The organism is Halapricum desulfuricans (genome assembly GCF_017094465.1).
Lineage (GTDB): Archaea > Halobacteriota > Halobacteria > Halobacteriales > Haloarculaceae > Halapricum.
Map to the genome: position 1 here is coordinate 2,529,969 of NZ_CP064791.1, position 17,170 is coordinate 2,547,138.

Here is a 17,170-nt window from a genome sequence, read left to right on the forward strand (position 1 = left end):
CTGTAGTCCTGTATCCCATCTATAGCTAGTATCGACTGCCCGGGCCGTCCATACTCCATCTTTGAAGACAAAATATTTTCAGTACTGCAGATAGCATGGCTAGATACATTCAGTGATCCACTGTGCCCGCAATGAATGCAGCAACGTTCGACACTGACCTCAGTTTGTTCAAATACGACAATCTGGAGCAGTTGCCACCGGAGTACCGGGATCTGGACGAGTCGGAGCGAGCCGACCGCATCGGGGCTGCCCTCGAAACCCTCGGTGACGATGTCGTCGTGCTGGGCCACAACTACCAGCGCAGAGAGATCGTCGAGCACGCCGATTTCGTCGGTGACTCCTACCAGTTAAGCAAACAGGCAGCCGAGGCCGACGCCGAGTACGTCGTCTTCGGCGGCGTGACGTTCATGGCCGAGTCGGCCGACATCATCACCGACGACGATCAGACGGTGATACTGCCGAGCATGGAGGCCTCCTGTCCTATGGCGGGGATGGCCGAAGCGCTACAGGTCGATGCCGCCTGGGCGGAGCTGACCGCCGAGACCGACGCCGATATCGTGCCGGTCACGTACATGAACAGCTACGCCGATCTGAAGGCCTTCTGTGCCGAGCAGGGCGGGCTGGTCTGTACGTCCTCGAACGCCGGGCGGGCCTTCGAGTACGCTCTCGATCGGGGGGAGACGGTCCTGTTCATGCCCGACAAACACCTCGGGGAGAACACCGCTCACGCGATGGGACTGGCGGAGGAGACCGTCGCGTGGGATCCCTGGGATCCCGACTCGAAGGACGCGAGCAGGATCGTCGACAACGACGTGATCCTCTGGGAGGGGTACTGTCAGGTCCACGAGCGCTTCCGGGTCGAACACGTCGAAGCGGTCCGGGAAGAACATCCCGACGCCAACGTGATCGTCCATCCGGAGTGTCGTCGCGAGGTCGTCGAGGCCGCCGACGAGGCCGGCTCGACTGCCGATATCACCCGCGCCGTCGAGGAGGCCGACCCCGGCGAGACGTGGGCGATCGGTACGGAGGTCCACCTCACCAACCACCTTCAGCGGTGGCACCCCGAGGTGAACGTCGTCCCGCTGTGTGGTGATTCCTGCATGGATTGTAACGCGATGCGTCAGATCGACCCCAACTATCTGACGTGGGTCCTCGAAGAGCTGGTCGAGGGTCGCGAGCGCAACGTCATCGAGGTTGATCCCGAGGAGAAAGAACTCGCGGAACTGGCACTCGACCGAATGCTCTCGATTTGAGGTGCTCAGAATGAGCGAACACACCACCGACGTACTCGTGATCGGTTCGGGCATCGCCGGCTGTGCCGCCGCGCTTGCGGCGACTGGCCAGGGGGCAGACGTGACCATCGCGACCAAGGCGACCCGCCCGGAGGGGGCCTCTTCGTGGTGGGCACAGGGTGGCATCGCCGTCTCGAAAGACGACCCCGAGCAGTTCAAACGGGACATCGTCAAGGCCAGCGACGGCACGGCCGATCCCGAGGCCGTCGACGTACTCGCCGAACACGCAAACGACGCCGTCCGCGAGGTGCTACTGGAGACCCTGTCCGTCGAGTTCGACCGCGTCGAGTCACGCACGACGGACGACGAACGGGCGGAGCCCGTGAGTAGCGCCGACGGCACGGGTGACTCGTCTGTGGGCAAACGGAACCTGGATTTCGGACAGGAAGCCGCCCACAGCGACGAGCGGATTCTGCACGTCGACGCCTCCACTGGCAAGGCGATCCACGTTCCCTTCCTGAACTACCTTGAGGATCACGACAACGCCGAGATCCGCGAGGACACCGCCGCCCTGGAGTTGCTCAGCCGTGAGGGGCGCGTCTACGGTGCGATGGTCGAATCCGACGGCGAGGTCGAACCCCTCTTCGCGGATGCGACGATTCTCGCGACCGGCGGCATCGGCGAACTCTACCCGAACTCGACCAACCCGAAGGGGATGACCGGCGACGGGATCGGGATGGCCGCGCTCGCCGGCGCGGCGGTCACCGACATGGAGTACGTCCAGTTCCACCCGACGGTCTGTACCGAGGCCGACGAGCAGTTCCTGGTCAGCGAGGCCGTCCGCGGCGAAGGTGCACTCCTGCGAAACGGCGAGGGCGAGCGGTTTATGCCCGACTATCACACTGACGCCGAGCTCGCGCCCCGGGACGTGGTCGCGCGTGCGGTCACGACCGAGCGCGACCGGACCGGCGAGGTCCGACTCGACGTCAGTCCCCTCGATTTCGCCGGCGAGTTCCCGGATCTGGCCGAACTGTGCGAGGACAACGGCATCGACTACCGTGAGGGGGTTCCAGTCGCGCCGGCCGAACACTTTCTCTGTGGCGGCGTTGTCGTCGACGACCGGGGCCGAGCCTCTCTGGAGGGTCTCTATGCGGTCGGCGAGACTGCCCGGACCGGCGTCCACGGCGCGAACCGCCTGGCGAGCACGAGCCTGCTGGAGGGGCTGGTCTGGGGACTGCGCGCTGGCGAGGACGCCGCCGGGTCGCGCCGTGACGGGGAGATACGAACGATCGATCCCCCGGAGCTGCTGGAGCGTGATCCCGACCTGCCCGAGCGGTTCGCCCGCGAGAAGTTCCGCCGCCTGCGGCGCGTGATGGACAAACACGTCGGCCTCGAACGCACGCCCGAGGACCTCGAACGCGCTCAGGGCGTCCTGCGGCGACTCAAGGGCGAGGTCGATGCGTACGCTCGCACGCGAACCTCGCGGTCGCTGTACGAACTCCGCCACGCGACGGTCACGGCGCTGTTGATCGCCCGGGCCGCGAGCGAGAACAGAGAGAGCCTCGGCACCCACTACCTCGTCAACGAAGCGAGCGCGGACTGACAGCATGCTCACCGACAGCAAAATAGAGTCCTGGCTCCGGGAGGATCTGGGCCATCACGACGTGACGAACGCGGTACCGGGCGTGACTGAGGGTCGACTCCTCGCCAACGAAGCCGGCGTCGTCGCGGGACTGGACGCCGCTCGTGCGGTCTTCGAGTACCTCGGCGTCGACGTCGAGACGCCGGTCGAACCCGGCGATTGGATCGAGGCCGGTGATGTCGTCCTCCGGACAGACGGACCTGCTCGCGAGACGCTGCGGGGCGAGCGCGTCGCGGTCAACGTCGCCGGCCACGCCTCGGGTATCGCGACCAAAACGCGCCGGGCAGTCGACGCTGCTCAGGCAGTCGAGGATAGCGTCCGGATCGCCTGCACGCGCAAGACGACGCCCGGCCTTCGGGGGATCGAGAAGCGCGCGGTCGTCGCCGGCGGCGGCGACACCCATCGGCTGGACCTCTCGCATATGGTGATGGTCAAGGACAATCACGTCGCCGAGATGGGGCTCCCGGGCGCGATCGAGCATTTCCGGAAGCAGGCGTCCTTCACAACGAAGATCGAGGTCGAGGTCGAATCCCCGGACGACGCCCCGCGAGCGGCCGAAGCCGGCGCTGACATCGTCCTGCTGGACAATATGGATCCGGAGATGACCGCCCGAGCCGTCGGGTTGCTCCGTGATGTCGAGTCAGACGTGCTCGCGGACGCCTCGGGCGGGATCACCGTCGACGACGTGCCTGCCTACGCCGCGACGGGCGTGGACGTCATCTCGATGGGGTCGCTGACCCACTCGGCGGCGACGCTGGATCTGTCCTTTCGGACGGGCTGATGCCGTCCGGATTCACCTAATTCGAGGCGGAGGCCCCACCCTCAAGGAGTCGTGCGAGAATCGAAGATTCTCGTGATCCCGAAAATCGGAGATTTTCGGACGACGCCGGGCTTCCGGCCCCGGCGGAAGCACAAGCGAGTAGGGTGGGGAGGACAGCGAGGGATCGAAGATCCCTCGGGCCGTGCGAACGGGCCTGCGGCCCGTGAGCAGAAGCCGACCCAGTACTGACCACTCTCCAGACTATTGCCTACTAACCCCCAACTATTAAGTAACCACAATTAGATATATGAAAATATTGTGGAGTACCGTCGTACCGCCGTTATCAAGCTCGACACGCCCGAAGGCGCGGATAAACATCTGCGGGAGACTATCGAGCAATTCAAATACTGTTCCAACACCGCGAGCGAGTGGTGCTGGCACGGTGACGACGGCTACCACGTCACATCCAAGGCGAAGGCCGAAGATGCGCTGTACGACCAACTACGCGAGGACACGGAGTTGACCGCGAATCTCGTCCAGAAAGGGATTCATCAGGCCGTCGAATCCATCAAGAGCGGCGTCGAACGGCTCAAAAACGACCAAGATACGTCCCGTCCGAAATTCACGGCGGATACCGCCGTCTACGACAAGCGAAGTGCCACGTTCCACCGCGACCACGTTTCGCTATCGACACCGGACGGGCGAATCGAGTGCGATTATATTCTCCCTGAAAATCCCAAGACACCGCCGACGAAGTACGTCGCCAACGAGGACTACGAGTTTCGGCGGGCAACACTACATCGGCGCGACGGTGACTGGTATCTCCATGCGTCGATGCTCAAAGAGGACGACGACACCGAACCCACCACCGGGCACAGAACAGTCCTCGGTGTGGACCTCGGTGTGAACCAACTCGCAGTCGCTTCGACCGGACGGTTCTGGTCGGCAGACGAGTTCACCCACTGAAGCAAGAGTACGAACAGCGGCGGGGCGACCTCCAGCAGTGTGGAACACGGGCGGCACACGACGCGATAGCAGGTGTCGAGCGCAAGGAGGACGGACGCTTCGAGATATTCCTGCATCGTGTCGCCAACGAAATCGTTGCTGAGGCCGTCGAACACGACTGTTCGCATATCGTATTCGAGGACCTGACCGACATTCGTGAGAACGTCCCACAGGCGTCGTGGCACCATCTGTGGGCGTTCCGCCGCCTCTACGAGTACGTCGAATATAAAGCCAGAGAGCAGGGCATCGAGGCCGTCCAGGTGGACCCACGGAACACCTCGAAGCGGTGTTCGACCTGTGGGTTTACCCACGATGATAACCGCGACGGTGAGGACTTCGAGTGTCTGGATTGCGGCTACCAGAACCACGCCGACTACAACGCGGCGAAAAACATCGGCCTTCAGTATCTCCGGCGTCCCCAGAAATCTTCGATTTCTGGTGTGCGAACGAGACGCTCCGCGTCTCGTCAACGTCGGCAAAACGCAGACGACGGAGGCGCACCTGTAGACGTGCGCTTGAATAGCGAGGGATCGGAGATCCCTCGGACCATGCGAACGGCGAAGCCGTGAGCAGATCGCGGGACGCTGAACGTAAGTGGGGAGTACAACCCTCCTGCCTCAGCTGAGGCATAGAACGGGAGTCCACGCGAAAGCCCTTCCCTCAACGAGCGAGCGGGGCCATTGCCCCCGAGCGAAGTAGGGGAGGGTAGTTTACTCCTCTTCGAGCAATCCCAGATCGTCGGCGACCAGGTCGGCGATTCGATCGGCAATCTCGGGATCGACCTGTGCGATCTGCTCGCCGTCGTGGCGGTTCTCGTTGTGCCGCTCCAGCGTGTCGGCCAGGCTCTCCAAGGGGACGCGCGTTTCCGTCCCGCACGCCTCACAGATGATCGGCACTGTCGGGTCCTCATCAGCCATAGCTCGTAGTGGGTACTCTCGCGCCCACCGAAAAAGCGTGTTCGGTTCGACTGTCCCGGCCAGTCGTATTTTGCCGCTGTGTGGTATTGGATGCGATGCAGTGCCTAAAACAAAAAATTATTAATAATCGACGAGAATATCATCCCGACGATGCAACGCGACAACCTAGTGCTTGCGGCTTCGATCGTGGCCGCGATTGCTGGCGCATATCTCGTCTCCGGTGTAACGGGTGACAACCGACTCGCGGTTGGCGTGCTCCTCGCCATCGGTGTCGTCGTGCCGACGATTCTCACCGGCGGCTACGGCGCACTGCCGGACCGGTCCTGACGTTGTCGGTATCGCTTCCGGGATTGCACAGATACATCTAGCTTCACTGACTATTCCATCACCGAAAACAAGGCTCTGACGCTACGCTTCCTTCTGGTCGGCACCGGCGACGGCGCGGTCTTTCAGCGTCGGCAGCGCCTCTTTCATCTGCTCGATCTCCTTCTCGGAGAGGCGGACGCCCGATTCGATCGTCGTGTCGACCGACTCGCCCGATTCGACGTGGGTCGCCGACGCCTCCAGCGTGCCGTCCGATTGCACCTCGAAGTCGATTTCCAGCGTCGGCTCGCCGGCGGGTGCTTTCGGGATGCCTGAGAGCACCATCTCGCCGAGTTTGGTGTTCTCCTCGGCCGCCTCGGCCTGTCCCTGATAGATCGGGAACCGGACGCCGGTCTGATCGTCCATGACGGTTGTAAAGCGGTCGTCGCTCTGGCTGATCGGGACCTTCTCGTCCTGGTCGACGACCGGCGCGAAGTCGCCGTCGTGGAGTTCGATCCCGATCGGCTGGGGCGTGACGTCCACGAGCAGCAGGTCCTCCTCGCCCGGCAGCACGTCGTCGGCAGTCGTGTCCCCGCTCGTGGACATCAACTCGGCCTGGGTTGCGGCACCGAGCGCGACCGCCTCGTCGGGGTTGACAGAGCGCAGCGGCTCCATCCCGAAGTAGGATTCGACCGTCTGCTGGACCTGTGTCATCCGGGTCGCACCGCCGATCAACAGCACCTCGTCGACCTCCTCGATGTCCTTCTCCGAACGGTCGAACAGCTCGTCGACCGAGTCGATAGTCTGATCGAGCAGGTCCGCGGTCAACTCCTGGAACGTCTCGCGAGTGAGCGTCGTCTCCAGGTTGTACTCGGGACCGAGATACGGGATCGTGATCTCGGTCTGCTCGCGACTGGACAGATCGTGTTTCGCCCGCACCGCGGCGTCGTAGAGCCGTTGTTCCTGTTCTGGATCGCCCGCGACCTCAAGGTCGCCCTCCTCGCGTGCGATATCTGCGAGGTGGTCGACGATCCGCTGGGTCCAGTCCTCGCCGCCGAGCTGGCGGTCGCCGTCGGTGTTTTTGACCTCGATGTGGTTGTGTTCGAGATCGATTTCGACCAGCGTCGCGTCGAAGGTTCCCCCGCCGAGATCGTAGACGAACACGTGCCGGCGCTCGTGGGTCTCCTCCTCGTCGGCGTCGCCTGTCTCCTGGAGTCCGTAGGCCAGACAGGCCGCCGTCGGCTCGGTCATGACGTGTTCGACGTCGATCCCCGCGATCTCGCCGGCGCTGCGGGTGGCCTGCCGTTCCGCGTCGCCGAAATAGGCCGGCACAGTGATGACCGCCGAGTCGACGTCACGACCCAGGTATGCCTCGCCGTCGGCCAGCAGCCGCGAGAGGATCAGCGCCGAGATCTGTTCGGGCCGATACGCCTCGCCGTCAATCTCGACGGCGTAGTCCTCCTCGCCCATGTGACGCTTGATGCGCTGTATCGTCCGCCCGGCCTTGCTGACGGCCTGGTTGGCCGCCGACTGCCCCACGACCGTCTCGTCGTTCTCGTCGATCATGACGACAGACGGCGTCGTTCGTTCCCCGTCGCTGTTCGGAATGATCTCAGGTTCGTCCCCCGTGACCGCCGCGATGGCGCTGTTGGTCGTTCCGAGGTCGATCCCCACTGCGTACCCGTCTACCATACCCCTATGTGCTCGGTCATCTCCTAAATGGTTTTTTGTTGTGTCCGTCCGACACGAGATCCTTATACGACGCCGGTGTTACACGTCCGATACGGCAGGCATGCCAGAGCCCGACCCGGACGCCATCGATTACTACGCGCGGATCGGCGTGTCGCCCGAGGCCGACCGCGAGGCGATCGAGCGCCGGCGCAAGCAGGCCGATCGGCGCTTCTCTCCGATGGGGTCCAGCCCCGACGCCGACGAGAAACGCCACATGCGGATCAACGAGGCCAGTAACGTCCTCGAAGACGCCGACAGACGGCGCCGCTACGACAGTCTCTACGAGTCGCTCGGCCCGATCAACGGGACGCTGGCGTTCGAGACGCTCTCGACGGACGTGATCGACGCCGTCCGGGACAGCGAGCGTCTGTCCGCGCATCTCCGCGGGTTCATCGAGGTTCTCGGGCCGGAAGCCGGCTCCCGCCAGTTCGCCCGCTATTACGACCGTCTGGAGACGCCCGTCCCGGACGCGATCGACTCCACGGCGTTACCGAACGGCTATTCGGTCGCGGACACCGGATTCGGCATCGCTGCCTGGAGCTGGCAGCAGGCCGGCCGACCCTGCTCGTTCTCGCTGTGGGTGACCGGCGGCCAGCAACTCTGGCGCACGGCAGTTCTGGAGCCCGAATCGGTCGATCGGCTGGTTGGCGACCTTCGGGCGAGCGGTCCGGCAGCCGTCCCTGATCCGGCCGGCGACGCGTCGTCCGACCCGTCCCTGGATCACAGTGACGGCGTGTCGAGCGACGGCACGCCGACGACACAGATCAGTCTCGGCCATCCGAGCTCGGCCGTCGTCGACCGGCTCGAAGACGACGACTCGCTCCCGTCGATGGCCGAGACCTCCTCGTGGGTATCGACGCCGGTCGACCGACTTCGCCGCGTCGTCTCGTACGTCGTCGCGACGGGCGGCTGGGCCGTTGGCACTGCTGTCGGCTCGATCGGCAGCGGGGTCGTCGGCTCGCTCCTGGCGGCAGTCGCGTTCCTGCCGCTGTTGGCCGTCACGCTCGTGGTCCAGTCGTCGCTGCCCGAGCTATCGATCACCGGACTCCCGCTTGTCGACCCCGCCAGCCCAGTCACGTCTCTCGGGCTCTTCCACTACCTGGTCGCCGGTGTGGCCGCGACCACCGCCGCGTGGATCACGGGACGACTGCTCGTGCGGATCCACCGTCACAGAGCGGCGTCGCTCCCGCGTGACGCCTGGCTCGTGTTCGGCTCGGCGCTGCTGGCGCTCGCGGGCGCGCTGTTCCTCGGTATCGGCCAGTCCGAACTGTCACAGTGGCCGGGGCTGGCCCTCACTGCCGTGCTGGCGGCGTTCACCTTCCAGGCGTCGATGGACGTCGGCGCACCGCGGTCGCTGGCGCGTCTGTGTCGAACCGTCGCGACGCTCTCGTTCGCGCTGGCCGGCGCAGTCGCCGCTCTCGCCGTTCTCGCTCTCGTCGCCGCGAACGTGTCGTCGTCGGCCTTCGAGGCCGTCGCCACGGTCGTCGTGACTGTCCCGGTCGTCGATTCGACGCTGTTCAGCCCGGCAAACGCCGAACTGGTCGTCGTCGGGTTCGCCGCGCTGGCTATCGTTCCGCTCGCGCTGACGACGCTGTACAGCCTGGCCTACGCGCTCGAATCAGCCGCGCTTCGCATCCGCTCGTACGTGTCCTGATTTGTGCTTGCGACGCGACCGTACGGATAGCCGGGCGTATCAGTACTCGAACCCCTCGGCGAATTCGCTTCTCGTCTCTCGCCAGTCCGCGACGAGCGCGTCAATGAACGCGTCGTCTTCGCTGGTTATCGCGTCGCGCTCTTCGAGATACGCGATGACCTCCCGGGCGCCGCGTTCGAGGCTGATCGACTGCTCGTAGCCCAGGTCCCGACGCGCTTTCTCGGTGTCGAAGGTCGTGCTGTAGCGGCCGTGGTCCGCCAGAAAGTCAGTCTTCTCGGGCGCAATCTCCAGCAGCACGTCGGTGGGGACGTGCACCAGTTCGGGTTCGGGCGCACCCAGCGCGTCCGCGAGCGTTCGGTAGTACTCGTTCCAGGTCGGGACCCCCTCGGCGGTGACGTTGTAGGCCTCCCCGTAGGCGGCCCGGTTACCCACAGCACCGACGTAGGCCCCGGCCACGTCCCGCCGGTGGGTCGGGCCCCACAGGCCAGTCCCGTCGCCGTGGACGACGATCGGCTCGCCGTCACGGAGCCGCCGCAGATAGGTCGTATCGACGCCGAACGTGTGACAGAGGTTTCCGTTTCCGTGCGGGCCGTAGGTCGTCCACGGGCGGACGATCGTGGCCGCGAACGCCCCGCGGTCGTGGGCAGCGCGGATCGCGTCTTCGGCGTTGGCCTTTCTGGCCCCGTAGTCGCTGGTCGGCGGCCGGCGCGGGGCGCTCTCTGTGACGGGGTTTGATTCGACCGGGCGGCGATACACGTCGATCGTCGACGTCAGCACGTACTGATCGATCCGGTCTTCGAAGGCCTCGATCGCGAGCTCGGCGTCACTTTCAGAGAAGCACAGCATGTCGATCACGACCTCGGGATCAGTGCCCGAGACTCGTGCGGGGAACTCGTCGCCGAACCGATCCGCCCGGACGTGATCGACCGACTCCGGAATCGCGGCGTCGCTCTCGCCGCGGTTGCAAACGGTCACGTCGTGGCCGGTGGCGTCGAGTTGCCTGGTTATCGCCGTCGAGATGAGGCCCGTACCGCCGAGGATCAGCACGTCCATGTCCGTTTCTCCGTCGGGCATCGCTTAGTAATTAGGGCAGAACGAAACTCGACCGGGGAATACAAGCCCGATATCCGGCACGTGAATCTGTGAAGCCGCTCTAGACCCCATTCATGACAACTATCTGTGGGATAAACGGCGGGAGAATCGATCATGTGCCATATATTTACTCATCACTATGACAGATATTCTATACTCGCTTCGCTATCGCTCAATATCCGAATATTCTGAGATCTTTTCTTTACTACTGATTCAAGTATTCGACGGGATAGGACGATATAGTCATTCAGTGAAACTACTCTGCAGAGAGTTATATCCATCTCCAAATAAGCGCATTTCAGTCGTTAAGGCGTGTTTTAGGGCGATCAAGACCGGAAGCAGTCTGCCACAATCCGTATCAGGAATGATAGGATATGGGGGCGGCCGATCGGCGCTATCTCCACATTTTTACTAGTACTCTCGAACCAGCAGTAAACATATGTATTAGTAGTGCAACACACTACCTATGGCGACGGCCCAACAGGGTAGGCGTCCCACGGAACGGCTACACCAGGACTCGAAGTACGATTTCCTCTCGCTGGCAGTCGACCGCGAGCCGGGCGACGTGATCTCGGAGTTCTCGACGGAGATCAACGCTGCGCTGGATCGTGCCGTCGAAGACGATCTCGATGTCGCATGGCTTCAGGGGCAGAGCTGCACCGGCTGTACGATCTCGCTGCTCCAGGGGGAGTACCCGGAACAGTTCCAGCTCGAACGGTTCCGGGAGTCGATCGCCTTCCACCCGACGCTGATGACCGACGCTGGAGACAGGGCACTCGAGGCGATCGAGACTGCTCCGGACGTGTTGATCGTCGAAGGATCGATTCCGGTAGACGTCCCGCGCGCAGCGACGCTCGGCGTCGATCGGGACGGGGCTCGTCGACCGATCCTCGACTGGGTGGTCGAACTCGCGGAACGCGCCGAGGTGGTCATCGCCGTCGGGAGCTGTGCCGCCTACGGCGGGCTGCCGGCCGCCGGGAAGCGTGATCCGGAGGCGGTTCGAGCGAGTCCGACCGGTGCGTCCGGCGTCCAGTTCGAGGGGATCGACCGGGGCGGCGTGTTGGGTCCGGAGTTCACCGCCGGCTCCGACCTTCCGGTGATCAACGTTCCCGGCTGTCCCACGCACCCGGATCACATCCTGTTGACGCTCGCGACCGTCCTGAACGGCTACATCCCGACTCTCGACGAGTTCAACCGGCCGCTGCCGCTTTTCGCCCCGCTCGTTCACGACGACTGTACCCGTCGGCCGGACTACGAGGCGAAAAACTTCGCGTCGGAGCCGGGCGAATCGGGGTGTCTCTACGAGGCCGGCTGTGCCGGCGTCCACGCCAACTGTGACGACTCCAAGCGGCTGCGAAACGGCGGGACCACCATCTGCCGGGACGTCGGCGCGCCCTGCATTGGCTGTGTCGAGCCGGCCTTCTGGGACCGGTTCACCCCGTTCTACGAGACCCGCGAGACGAGAGAGGAGATCGGCGAGCCCGAACCGATCGAGGAATCGAGTCGCGCGATACCGAGGCCGGAGAGCCGTCTCGCCGGGTTGCTGATCGCGATTCCGGTGTGTGTCCTGCTTTTGCCCCTGCTTCCCGTCGTTGGGGCGTTGTGGCTCGTCGGTCGCTGGTTCGGCCCGGACGGACCGATCGCCTGGCGCGACGATCCACGAAACCGAACGGTCGGTGATCGCTGATGCCGGAGATCGAGATCAACCCGACGACGCGAATCGAAGGCCACCACAGCACGACGATCGACGTGCGGGACGGACAGATCGCGTCGGCCAAAAGCCACATGGAGATGTTCCGGGGCATCGAGAACATCACCGTCGGACGACCCCCCTCGGACGTCCCACAGATCACGCAGATGGTCTGTGGAGTCTGTTTCACTTCCCACCGGAAGGCGGCGACACTTGCGCTCGAGGACGCGGCCGCTCGCGCTGGCGTCTTCGGCGGTGTACCGTACAACGCTCGCCTCCTCCAGAACGTCATGGAGGGGATGTTCCTGCTCTGGAACCACGCGATCCACCTGTTCACGCTGGCCGGACCGGACTACAGCGACGCCGTCGCGGACACTGGCTACGCGCGACTGAACCCGAACGAGGGAGCGGGGTACGAGAGCGCGCTGTCCAACCAACGGACGCTGTTACAGGCGTTCACCGAGTTCGGCGGCCGCGCACCCCATCCGCTGACGTACGCGCCGGGGGGCGTCGTCGCCCAGCCCGACGAAGAGACGATGGATCGGGTCCGCGAGCGCATCGCGTCGGTCGACGAGTGGGTTGGGCCGACCGACGCGGTCCCGGAGGTGCTGGCTGCGGTCCGCGACCGGCGCGGGCCACCGAGTGACGCTCGCGGGCTGTACGACATGGTGAGCGTCCTCGTCGCGGCCGCGGAGGAAGGCGCCGACGAGTTCGGTGTCGGTCCCGGACGCTTCTACGCCAACGGGATGTTCTACGACGACAGCGGCGGCCTCGTGTTCCCCGGCGGTGTCTTCGTCGACGGCTCGGTACGCGACCCGAGTCGGACGGAGTTGCTCGCGAGTATCACGGAAGACACGAGTCACGCCTGGTACACCGAGGAATCCGGTGGCCACCCCCAACGTGCGCCGCCGCCCGAGCCGGCACCGGACAAGGAAGGCGCGTACTCTTGGGGAAAGGCCCCTCGGTTCGACGGCCAGGCAGTCGAGACCGGGCCGCTCGCCCGGCTGATCGCCGCCGGCGACGACCCGTTCGATCTCCGATCGGAACTCGGCGGCGATCCCCAGCGGAGCAGCACGCTGAACCGTCTCATCGCCCGCGTGCAAGAGTTCCTGCTCGTCAGGGACATGCTCGGAGAGTGGATCGAGTCGGTGGACATCCACGGGCCACTGCGAGCCGAGTGGACCGACGACTTCACCGCCGAGGGCGTCGGTCTCTGGGGCGCTTCGCGGGGCGCGCTCTCGCACTGGGTGCGGGTCGAAAACGGCGAGATCGCCAACTACCAGATCATCTCACCGACGCTGTGGAATCTCGGCCCCCGGGACAAAGCGGGTAACCCGAGCATCCTGGAGTACGCACTCGAAGGGATGGCAGTCGAGGATCCCCGCGACCCGGTGAACGTGATGCGGACGATCCGGTCGTACGACCCCTGTCTCGGCTGTGCCGTCCACGTCCAGGACGGCGAGGAAACGCGGTTCGTCGGGGATCTGGAGCCACCGCGCCCCACGGATTCGCTCGGCGACTAGAGCCGAAGGGCGGACTCGCGGATCGTCAGGACGGTGCGATCGCTCTCGGACAATAGTGGCTGCGGGGAGTAAGCCCCCTTCTGTTCGGCCCGGCATTCGGCTGAGCGTCCGCGCCGCGTCCGGGCTACCTTGTGGCGCGGACTTGCACCGGTGAGGATTCGCCGTTCCATCCGTTCTCTGCTGTCGGCCTTCGGCGGGTCAACTCCCCGTTCCTTTCTCGGCAGGTCACCCTGCCGGGCTTTCGTCCGGCAGTCGACCCGACCTTCGTCAGTCGGGGTTCGCACGCCTCATTAGTCGAGCAGAGCGGTCTCGTTTCTGTTCCAGTGCCAGCGGTCTCCCGCTCCGGGTTTGCACCCGGTCACCTGCCCGGTCGGTGGGGGGACTTTCCTCATGCCCGTTCTGCGGAACGCAGTCTCGGGCACGGGAACCGGGCTCCCGCTGCCATCAGCGTTACTCCGCGCTCGGGATTAACGCTGTCGACTGACCGACCCGTTCCTGCCGTTCGAACTAAAAACGTGGGTTTAACAGTCCGGGTCACGACGGTCCGGGTATGCAGGGTAATCTGCCGCCGGAAGCACAGGAGAAACTCGAGGAACTGCAGGATCTGCAGGAGACGGCACAGCAGGTCGCAACACAGAAACAGCAGGCCGAGACCCAGCTCGCCGAGGCCGAGAGTGCCCTCGACGCGCTCGAGGACATCGACGAGGACACGGGCATGTACCGCCAGGTCGGCGAACTGCTCGTCGAGAGCGACTACGACGAGGCCTACGACGACCTCGAAGAGAAGGTCGACAACCTCGAAGTCCGCGTCGAGAGCCTCGACAAGCAGGAAGAGCGCGTTCAGGAGCAGTTCGAGGAGCTCCAGCAGGAACTCCAGCAGATGCTCGGTGGCGCTGGCGGCGGTGGCGCTGGCGGCCCGAGCCCGGATGTCGGCCCCGGCGGCGACTGAGACGATGGTCGAAGACAGCGAGGTCGTCCAGACGGCCGCTGACGCGGCCGAGAACGTCATCTTTTCGCGCTGTGACCGCTCGGCAGTCGCCGACTTCGACATCACGGTGACTTTCGAGGACGACGTACTGGAAGTCGACGTCTATCTCAACGTCGAGGACGACCGGATCGACGAACAGCAAGTCGCCGACGACGCCGCGCTGGCCGCCCGCGGTGCCGTCGACGAACTGTTCTCCTAGCTCTGGCCCTGGTCGCGGACGAAACCCGTCCGGAACGCGATCCAGCCAAGCACGCTGATGAACAGAATCGGCGGCAGGATGAGAAACGCCCACAGCGGCTTCAGTCCCCAGCCGAGCAACAGCGCCAGGTTGCCGAGCCCCAGTACCAGGAAGGGCGCGACTGCCAGCGTCGCCTGCTTGCGGTCAAGTTCCCGATCGGCGCTGGGGAGGCTCATGACGATCCGTATGTGAGTCCGGTAGAAAAGACCGACGTTACCGGCGATCGGGTGTCGGATCGGTGGAGGGCCGAGCGGTCGGGAACGGATCCTCTCAGCTTTCGACCGTGGTGTCGTCGTCGCTATCGGTCGATTCGTCGTCCGTCTCCTCGTCGTTCATTTCGTCGTCCGCTGCTTCGTCGTCTTCCATGTCATCTTCGGGCGTTTCATCGTCGCTGTCAGACGCGCGCTCCGCTTGCTCGTCGAGTTCTCGATCGTCAGCCGACTGCTCGTCATCGGCCGAGTTCTCGTCGTCCGGCACGTCGTCAGCGTCCTCGGGCGTGACGTCGGCGATCGCTGCACCCAGGTCCCCCTCGAGTTCGCCGGAGAGGAACTGGTTGATCGTCTCGTGGAGTTCCGTCACGAAGTCGGGAACCTGCTCGGGCATGTCAGTCGGCGGGCCGCGCTCGGCAGCCGAAGCGTTCTCGCTCATGTGGGGGCCGCGCTCGGCGGGCGGTCCGCGCTCAGTGGCTTCGTGTGGCCGGCGGTCCGCTCGGTCCGCCGACTCGTCCGTCTCGTTTGCGTCGGCTGCGTCGGTTACTGTTTCGTTCGTGTTCGCCTGGTCCGGAACCGGTGCGTCCGCGGGTGCGTTGCCCGGCAGTGCTGCCGCCGTGCCGCCGGCGATGAGCACCACTGCGAGGGCAATGCCTGCGATCTTTGGTAGATTCATTTTCGTTCGCTCCGACTGACCCTCTATCGGGAAGCCGTTTTAACCGGGTACTCCCCGAAGGCGATTCAGCCTCGATTGCGTCAGCTTTCCCCGGTTTGTCCTCTCAAACGGCGTTAATCGACGACAGATTTATATACGAGGTTCGGGTTCCGGCGCCAGGGTGTCAGTTCCGGCCCCTGGCACGCCCGAGTACTTTTGGGAATCGCCGCCGAATCTCGTGGTATGGAACACGAGGCCACAGTCGAGGGGGTCGGCGTCGGCGTCGGGGACGACGGGGCGGGTGCACCCGTGGTGCTTCTGCAGGCGCGCGACCAGTACGTGCCGATCTTCGTCAGCGCCGATCAGGCCCAGTCGATGCAACTGGCCATCGACGAGGAGCCGTTCGAACGCCCGCTGACCCACGACCTCATGATCGAGATGCTCTCCGAGTTCGGTGGGGCGATCGATCGCGTCCGGATCGACGATCTCGCTGATGGCACCTTCTACGCGAAGATAGATGCCGAGCAGTACACCGGGGGCTCGCGCAAGGACGCGGTCTTCGATGCCCGTCCGAGCGACGGAATCGCGGTCGCGCTCCGGGTCGACTGCCCGATCATCGTCGACGACGCGGTCATCGATGCGGCCGGACAGCCCCCGGAGGCATTCAAGACCGACGCCGAGGCCGATCCGTTCGGGGCCGAGGACGATCTCGATGAGGGATCCGACGTCGACGCCGAGGACGACCCCGACGACTTCGAGTTCTGATCCCGCTCTGACTGGCGACCGAAACTGTCAGGGCTATCTATGCCGTACGATCGCGCATGTACGAGGCGGTCATCTTCGATAACGACGGCGTACTGCTGGAGTTGACGGGCATGCCCCCGCACTACGAGGGTGCTCGCGAGGCGTTCGCCGCCGTCGGCGTCGATGACCCGGACGGCGAAGACGTCGAGGCGATGAGTCTCGGCGTCACAGTCCCCAAACTGCAGCGAGTCTGCGAACGGTACGGTCTCGATCCCGAGACCTTCTGGCGGGCTCGCGACCGTGCGCTGGCCCGCCGCCAGCAGGCCGAGATGCGCGCCGGCCGGAAACAGCCCTACGACGACATCGGGTATCTCGCCGCGCTCGACCGTCCGCTGGGTGTCGTCAGCTCGAACCAGCACGCGACTGTCGAATTCGCGTTCGACTTTTTCGACCTCGACCGACACTTCGAGACGGTGTACGGTCGCCCGCCGACTGTTGAGAGCCTCCGCCGAAAAAAGCCCGCACCCTACTACCTCGAACAGGCGCTCGCGGACCTCGGGACGCGCGATGCGCTGTACGTGGGCGACAGCGAGACGGACGTTCAGGCCGCCCACGCCGCCGGCATCGACGCGGCGTTCGTCCGGCGATCCCACCGGGCCGACACCGAACTGTCGGTCACGCCCGACTACGAGGTCGAGGGACTCGGGGCGGTCGCCGAACTGGTCGCGGGCCGGTCCGCAAGCGACTAGGTAGGCTTTGCGCGCGCCCGATCGCGCCGGGTGTCGTG

16 protein-coding genes, 1 other RNA gene and 1 pseudogene are annotated in these 17,170 nt (G+C 64.7%); 12 read left to right on the plus strand and 6 right to left on the minus strand.

Translation table 11 applies throughout. The features are described from left to right. The first annotated feature begins 131 nt into the window (after positions 1-131). The 4 genes and pseudogenes from nadA to HSEST_RS12910 all read left to right on the plus strand — a co-directional run bounded on the left by nadA (position 132) and on the right by HSEST_RS12910 (position 5,271). Positions 132-1,253, plus strand: a complete 1,122-nt coding sequence (nadA, locus tag HSEST_RS12895) for a quinolinate synthase NadA (RefSeq protein ID WP_229121370.1) — start codon at positions 132-134, stop codon at positions 1,251-1,253. A 10-nt stretch (positions 1,254-1,263) separates the two neighbouring features. Then, positions 1,264-2,835, plus strand: coding sequence for an L-aspartate oxidase (locus HSEST_RS12900; protein WP_229121371.1), 1,572 nt, complete (start codon positions 1,264-1,266; stop codon positions 2,833-2,835). A gap of 4 nt (positions 2,836-2,839) precedes the next feature. Next, entirely contained in the window at positions 2,840-3,655 is an 816-nt protein-coding gene (gene nadC, locus HSEST_RS12905; protein ID WP_229121372.1) for a carboxylating nicotinate-nucleotide diphosphorylase, read from the plus strand. A gap of 297 nt (positions 3,656-3,952) precedes the next feature. After that, a pseudogene (locus tag HSEST_RS12910) lies at positions 3,953-5,271 on the plus strand (RNA-guided endonuclease InsQ/TnpB family protein). Positions 5,272-5,349: 78 nt separating this feature from the next. On the opposite strand, the gene HSEST_RS12915 reads toward HSEST_RS12910, so the two are convergent. Beyond that, positions 5,350-5,556 carry a hypothetical protein gene (locus tag HSEST_RS12915; protein ID WP_229121373.1) on the minus strand — a complete coding sequence of 69 codons (207 nt, stop codon included), beginning with the start codon at positions 5,554-5,556 and terminating at the stop codon, positions 5,350-5,352. A gap of 150 nt (positions 5,557-5,706) precedes the next feature. Between HSEST_RS12915 and HSEST_RS12920 the strand changes: the two genes are divergently transcribed. After that, complete coding sequence (locus tag HSEST_RS12920; RefSeq protein ID WP_229121374.1) at positions 5,707-5,883, plus strand: hypothetical protein; 177 nt, start codon at positions 5,707-5,709, stop codon at positions 5,881-5,883. Positions 5,884-5,964: 81 nt separating this feature from the next. Here the strand turns inward: HSEST_RS12920 and HSEST_RS12925 are convergent, their stop codons facing one another. Then, positions 5,965-7,551: an Hsp70 family protein gene (locus tag HSEST_RS12925; RefSeq protein WP_229121375.1), complete on the minus strand. Its 1,587-nt coding sequence runs from the start codon at positions 7,549-7,551 to the stop codon at positions 5,965-5,967. 100 nt (positions 7,552-7,651) lie between these two features. Between HSEST_RS12925 and HSEST_RS12930 the strand changes: the two genes are divergently transcribed. Further along, positions 7,652-9,244: a J domain-containing protein gene (locus HSEST_RS12930; RefSeq protein WP_229121376.1), complete on the plus strand. Its 1,593-nt coding sequence runs from the start codon at positions 7,652-7,654 to the stop codon at positions 9,242-9,244. Positions 9,245-9,283: 39 nt separating this feature from the next. Here HSEST_RS12930 and HSEST_RS12935 read toward each other — a convergent pair whose 3' ends face one another. Further along, positions 9,284-10,297, minus strand: coding sequence for an NAD-dependent epimerase/dehydratase family protein (locus tag HSEST_RS12935; protein WP_418886555.1), 1,014 nt, complete (start codon positions 10,295-10,297; stop codon positions 9,284-9,286). 505 nt (positions 10,298-10,802) lie between these two features. Here HSEST_RS12935 and HSEST_RS12940 point away from each other — a divergent pair. Beyond that, complete coding sequence (locus HSEST_RS12940) at positions 10,803-12,023, plus strand: hydrogenase small subunit (RefSeq protein ID WP_229121378.1); 1,221 nt, start codon at positions 10,803-10,805, stop codon at positions 12,021-12,023. Then, entirely contained in the window at positions 12,023-13,549 is a 1,527-nt protein-coding gene (locus HSEST_RS12945; RefSeq protein ID WP_229121379.1) for a nickel-dependent hydrogenase large subunit, read from the plus strand. The genes HSEST_RS12940 and HSEST_RS12945 overlap by 1 nt, the downstream gene beginning before the upstream one ends. A gap of 57 nt (positions 13,550-13,606) precedes the next feature. On the opposite strand, the gene rnpB is transcribed toward HSEST_RS12945, so the two are convergent. Continuing rightward, positions 13,607-13,992, minus strand: an RNA gene (gene rnpB, locus HSEST_RS12950) — RNase P RNA component. A 107-nt stretch (positions 13,993-14,099) separates the two neighbouring features. On the opposite strand from rnpB, the gene HSEST_RS12955 reads away from it, so the two are divergent. Together HSEST_RS12955 and HSEST_RS12960 are read left to right on the plus strand one after the other, a co-directional pair. Then, a complete protein-coding gene (locus tag HSEST_RS12955) occupies positions 14,100-14,498 on the plus strand; it encodes a prefoldin subunit beta (RefSeq protein WP_229121380.1) in 399 nt (132 codons plus the stop codon). A gap of 4 nt (positions 14,499-14,502) precedes the next feature. Then, on the plus strand, positions 14,503-14,736 hold the full coding sequence (locus tag HSEST_RS12960) for a DUF3194 domain-containing protein (RefSeq protein ID WP_229121381.1): 234 nt from the start codon (positions 14,503-14,505) through the stop codon (positions 14,734-14,736). Here HSEST_RS12960 and HSEST_RS12965 read toward each other — a convergent pair. Both HSEST_RS12965 and HSEST_RS12970 read right to left on the minus strand, forming a co-directional pair. Then, positions 14,733-14,951: a hypothetical protein gene (locus tag HSEST_RS12965; protein WP_229121382.1), complete on the minus strand. Its 219-nt coding sequence runs from the start codon at positions 14,949-14,951 to the stop codon at positions 14,733-14,735. The genes HSEST_RS12960 and HSEST_RS12965 overlap by 4 nt on opposite strands. Before the next feature lie 94 nt (positions 14,952-15,045). Further along, positions 15,046-15,660: a hypothetical protein gene (locus HSEST_RS12970; protein ID WP_229121383.1), complete on the minus strand. Its 615-nt coding sequence runs from the start codon at positions 15,658-15,660 to the stop codon at positions 15,046-15,048. A gap of 222 nt (positions 15,661-15,882) precedes the next feature. On the opposite strand from HSEST_RS12970, the gene HSEST_RS12975 reads away from it, so the two are divergent. Together HSEST_RS12975 and HSEST_RS12980 are read left to right on the plus strand one after the other, a co-directional pair. Continuing rightward, complete coding sequence (locus HSEST_RS12975; RefSeq protein ID WP_229121384.1) at positions 15,883-16,404, plus strand: bifunctional nuclease family protein; 522 nt, start codon at positions 15,883-15,885, stop codon at positions 16,402-16,404. 56 nt (positions 16,405-16,460) lie between these two features. Beyond that, on the plus strand, positions 16,461-17,132 hold the full coding sequence (locus tag HSEST_RS12980; protein WP_229121385.1) for an HAD family hydrolase: 672 nt from the start codon (positions 16,461-16,463) through the stop codon (positions 17,130-17,132). The last annotated feature ends 38 nt before the right edge of the window (positions 17,133-17,170 follow it).

Coding starts and splice junctions, on each gene's coding strand:
- nadA (WP_229121370.1), top strand. CDS start 132: ATGAATGCAGCAACGTTCGACACTGACCTCAGTTTGTTCAAATACGAC.
- HSEST_RS12900 (WP_229121371.1), top strand. CDS start 1,264: ATGAGCGAACACACCACCGACGTACTCGTGATCGGTTCGGGCATCGCC.
- nadC (WP_229121372.1), top strand. CDS start 2,840: ATGCTCACCGACAGCAAAATAGAGTCCTGGCTCCGGGAGGATCTGGGC.
- HSEST_RS12915 (WP_229121373.1), bottom strand. CDS start 5,556: ATGGCTGATGAGGACCCGACAGTGCCGATCATCTGTGAGGCGTGCGGG.
- HSEST_RS12920 (WP_229121374.1), top strand. CDS start 5,707: ATGCAACGCGACAACCTAGTGCTTGCGGCTTCGATCGTGGCCGCGATT.
- HSEST_RS12925 (WP_229121375.1), bottom strand. CDS start 7,551: ATGGTAGACGGGTACGCAGTGGGGATCGACCTCGGAACGACCAACAGC.
- HSEST_RS12930 (WP_229121376.1), top strand. CDS start 7,652: ATGCCAGAGCCCGACCCGGACGCCATCGATTACTACGCGCGGATCGGC.
- HSEST_RS12935 (WP_418886555.1), bottom strand. CDS start 10,297: ATGGACGTGCTGATCCTCGGCGGTACGGGCCTCATCTCGACGGCGATA.
- HSEST_RS12940 (WP_229121378.1), top strand. CDS start 10,803: ATGGCGACGGCCCAACAGGGTAGGCGTCCCACGGAACGGCTACACCAG.
- HSEST_RS12945 (WP_229121379.1), top strand. CDS start 12,023: ATGCCGGAGATCGAGATCAACCCGACGACGCGAATCGAAGGCCACCAC.
- HSEST_RS12955 (WP_229121380.1), top strand. CDS start 14,100: ATGCAGGGTAATCTGCCGCCGGAAGCACAGGAGAAACTCGAGGAACTG.
- HSEST_RS12960 (WP_229121381.1), top strand. CDS start 14,503: ATGGTCGAAGACAGCGAGGTCGTCCAGACGGCCGCTGACGCGGCCGAG.
- HSEST_RS12965 (WP_229121382.1), bottom strand. CDS start 14,951: ATGAGCCTCCCCAGCGCCGATCGGGAACTTGACCGCAAGCAGGCGACG.
- HSEST_RS12970 (WP_229121383.1), bottom strand. CDS start 15,660: ATGAATCTACCAAAGATCGCAGGCATTGCCCTCGCAGTGGTGCTCATC.
- HSEST_RS12975 (WP_229121384.1), top strand. CDS start 15,883: ATGGAACACGAGGCCACAGTCGAGGGGGTCGGCGTCGGCGTCGGGGAC.
- HSEST_RS12980 (WP_229121385.1), top strand. CDS start 16,461: ATGTACGAGGCGGTCATCTTCGATAACGACGGCGTACTGCTGGAGTTG.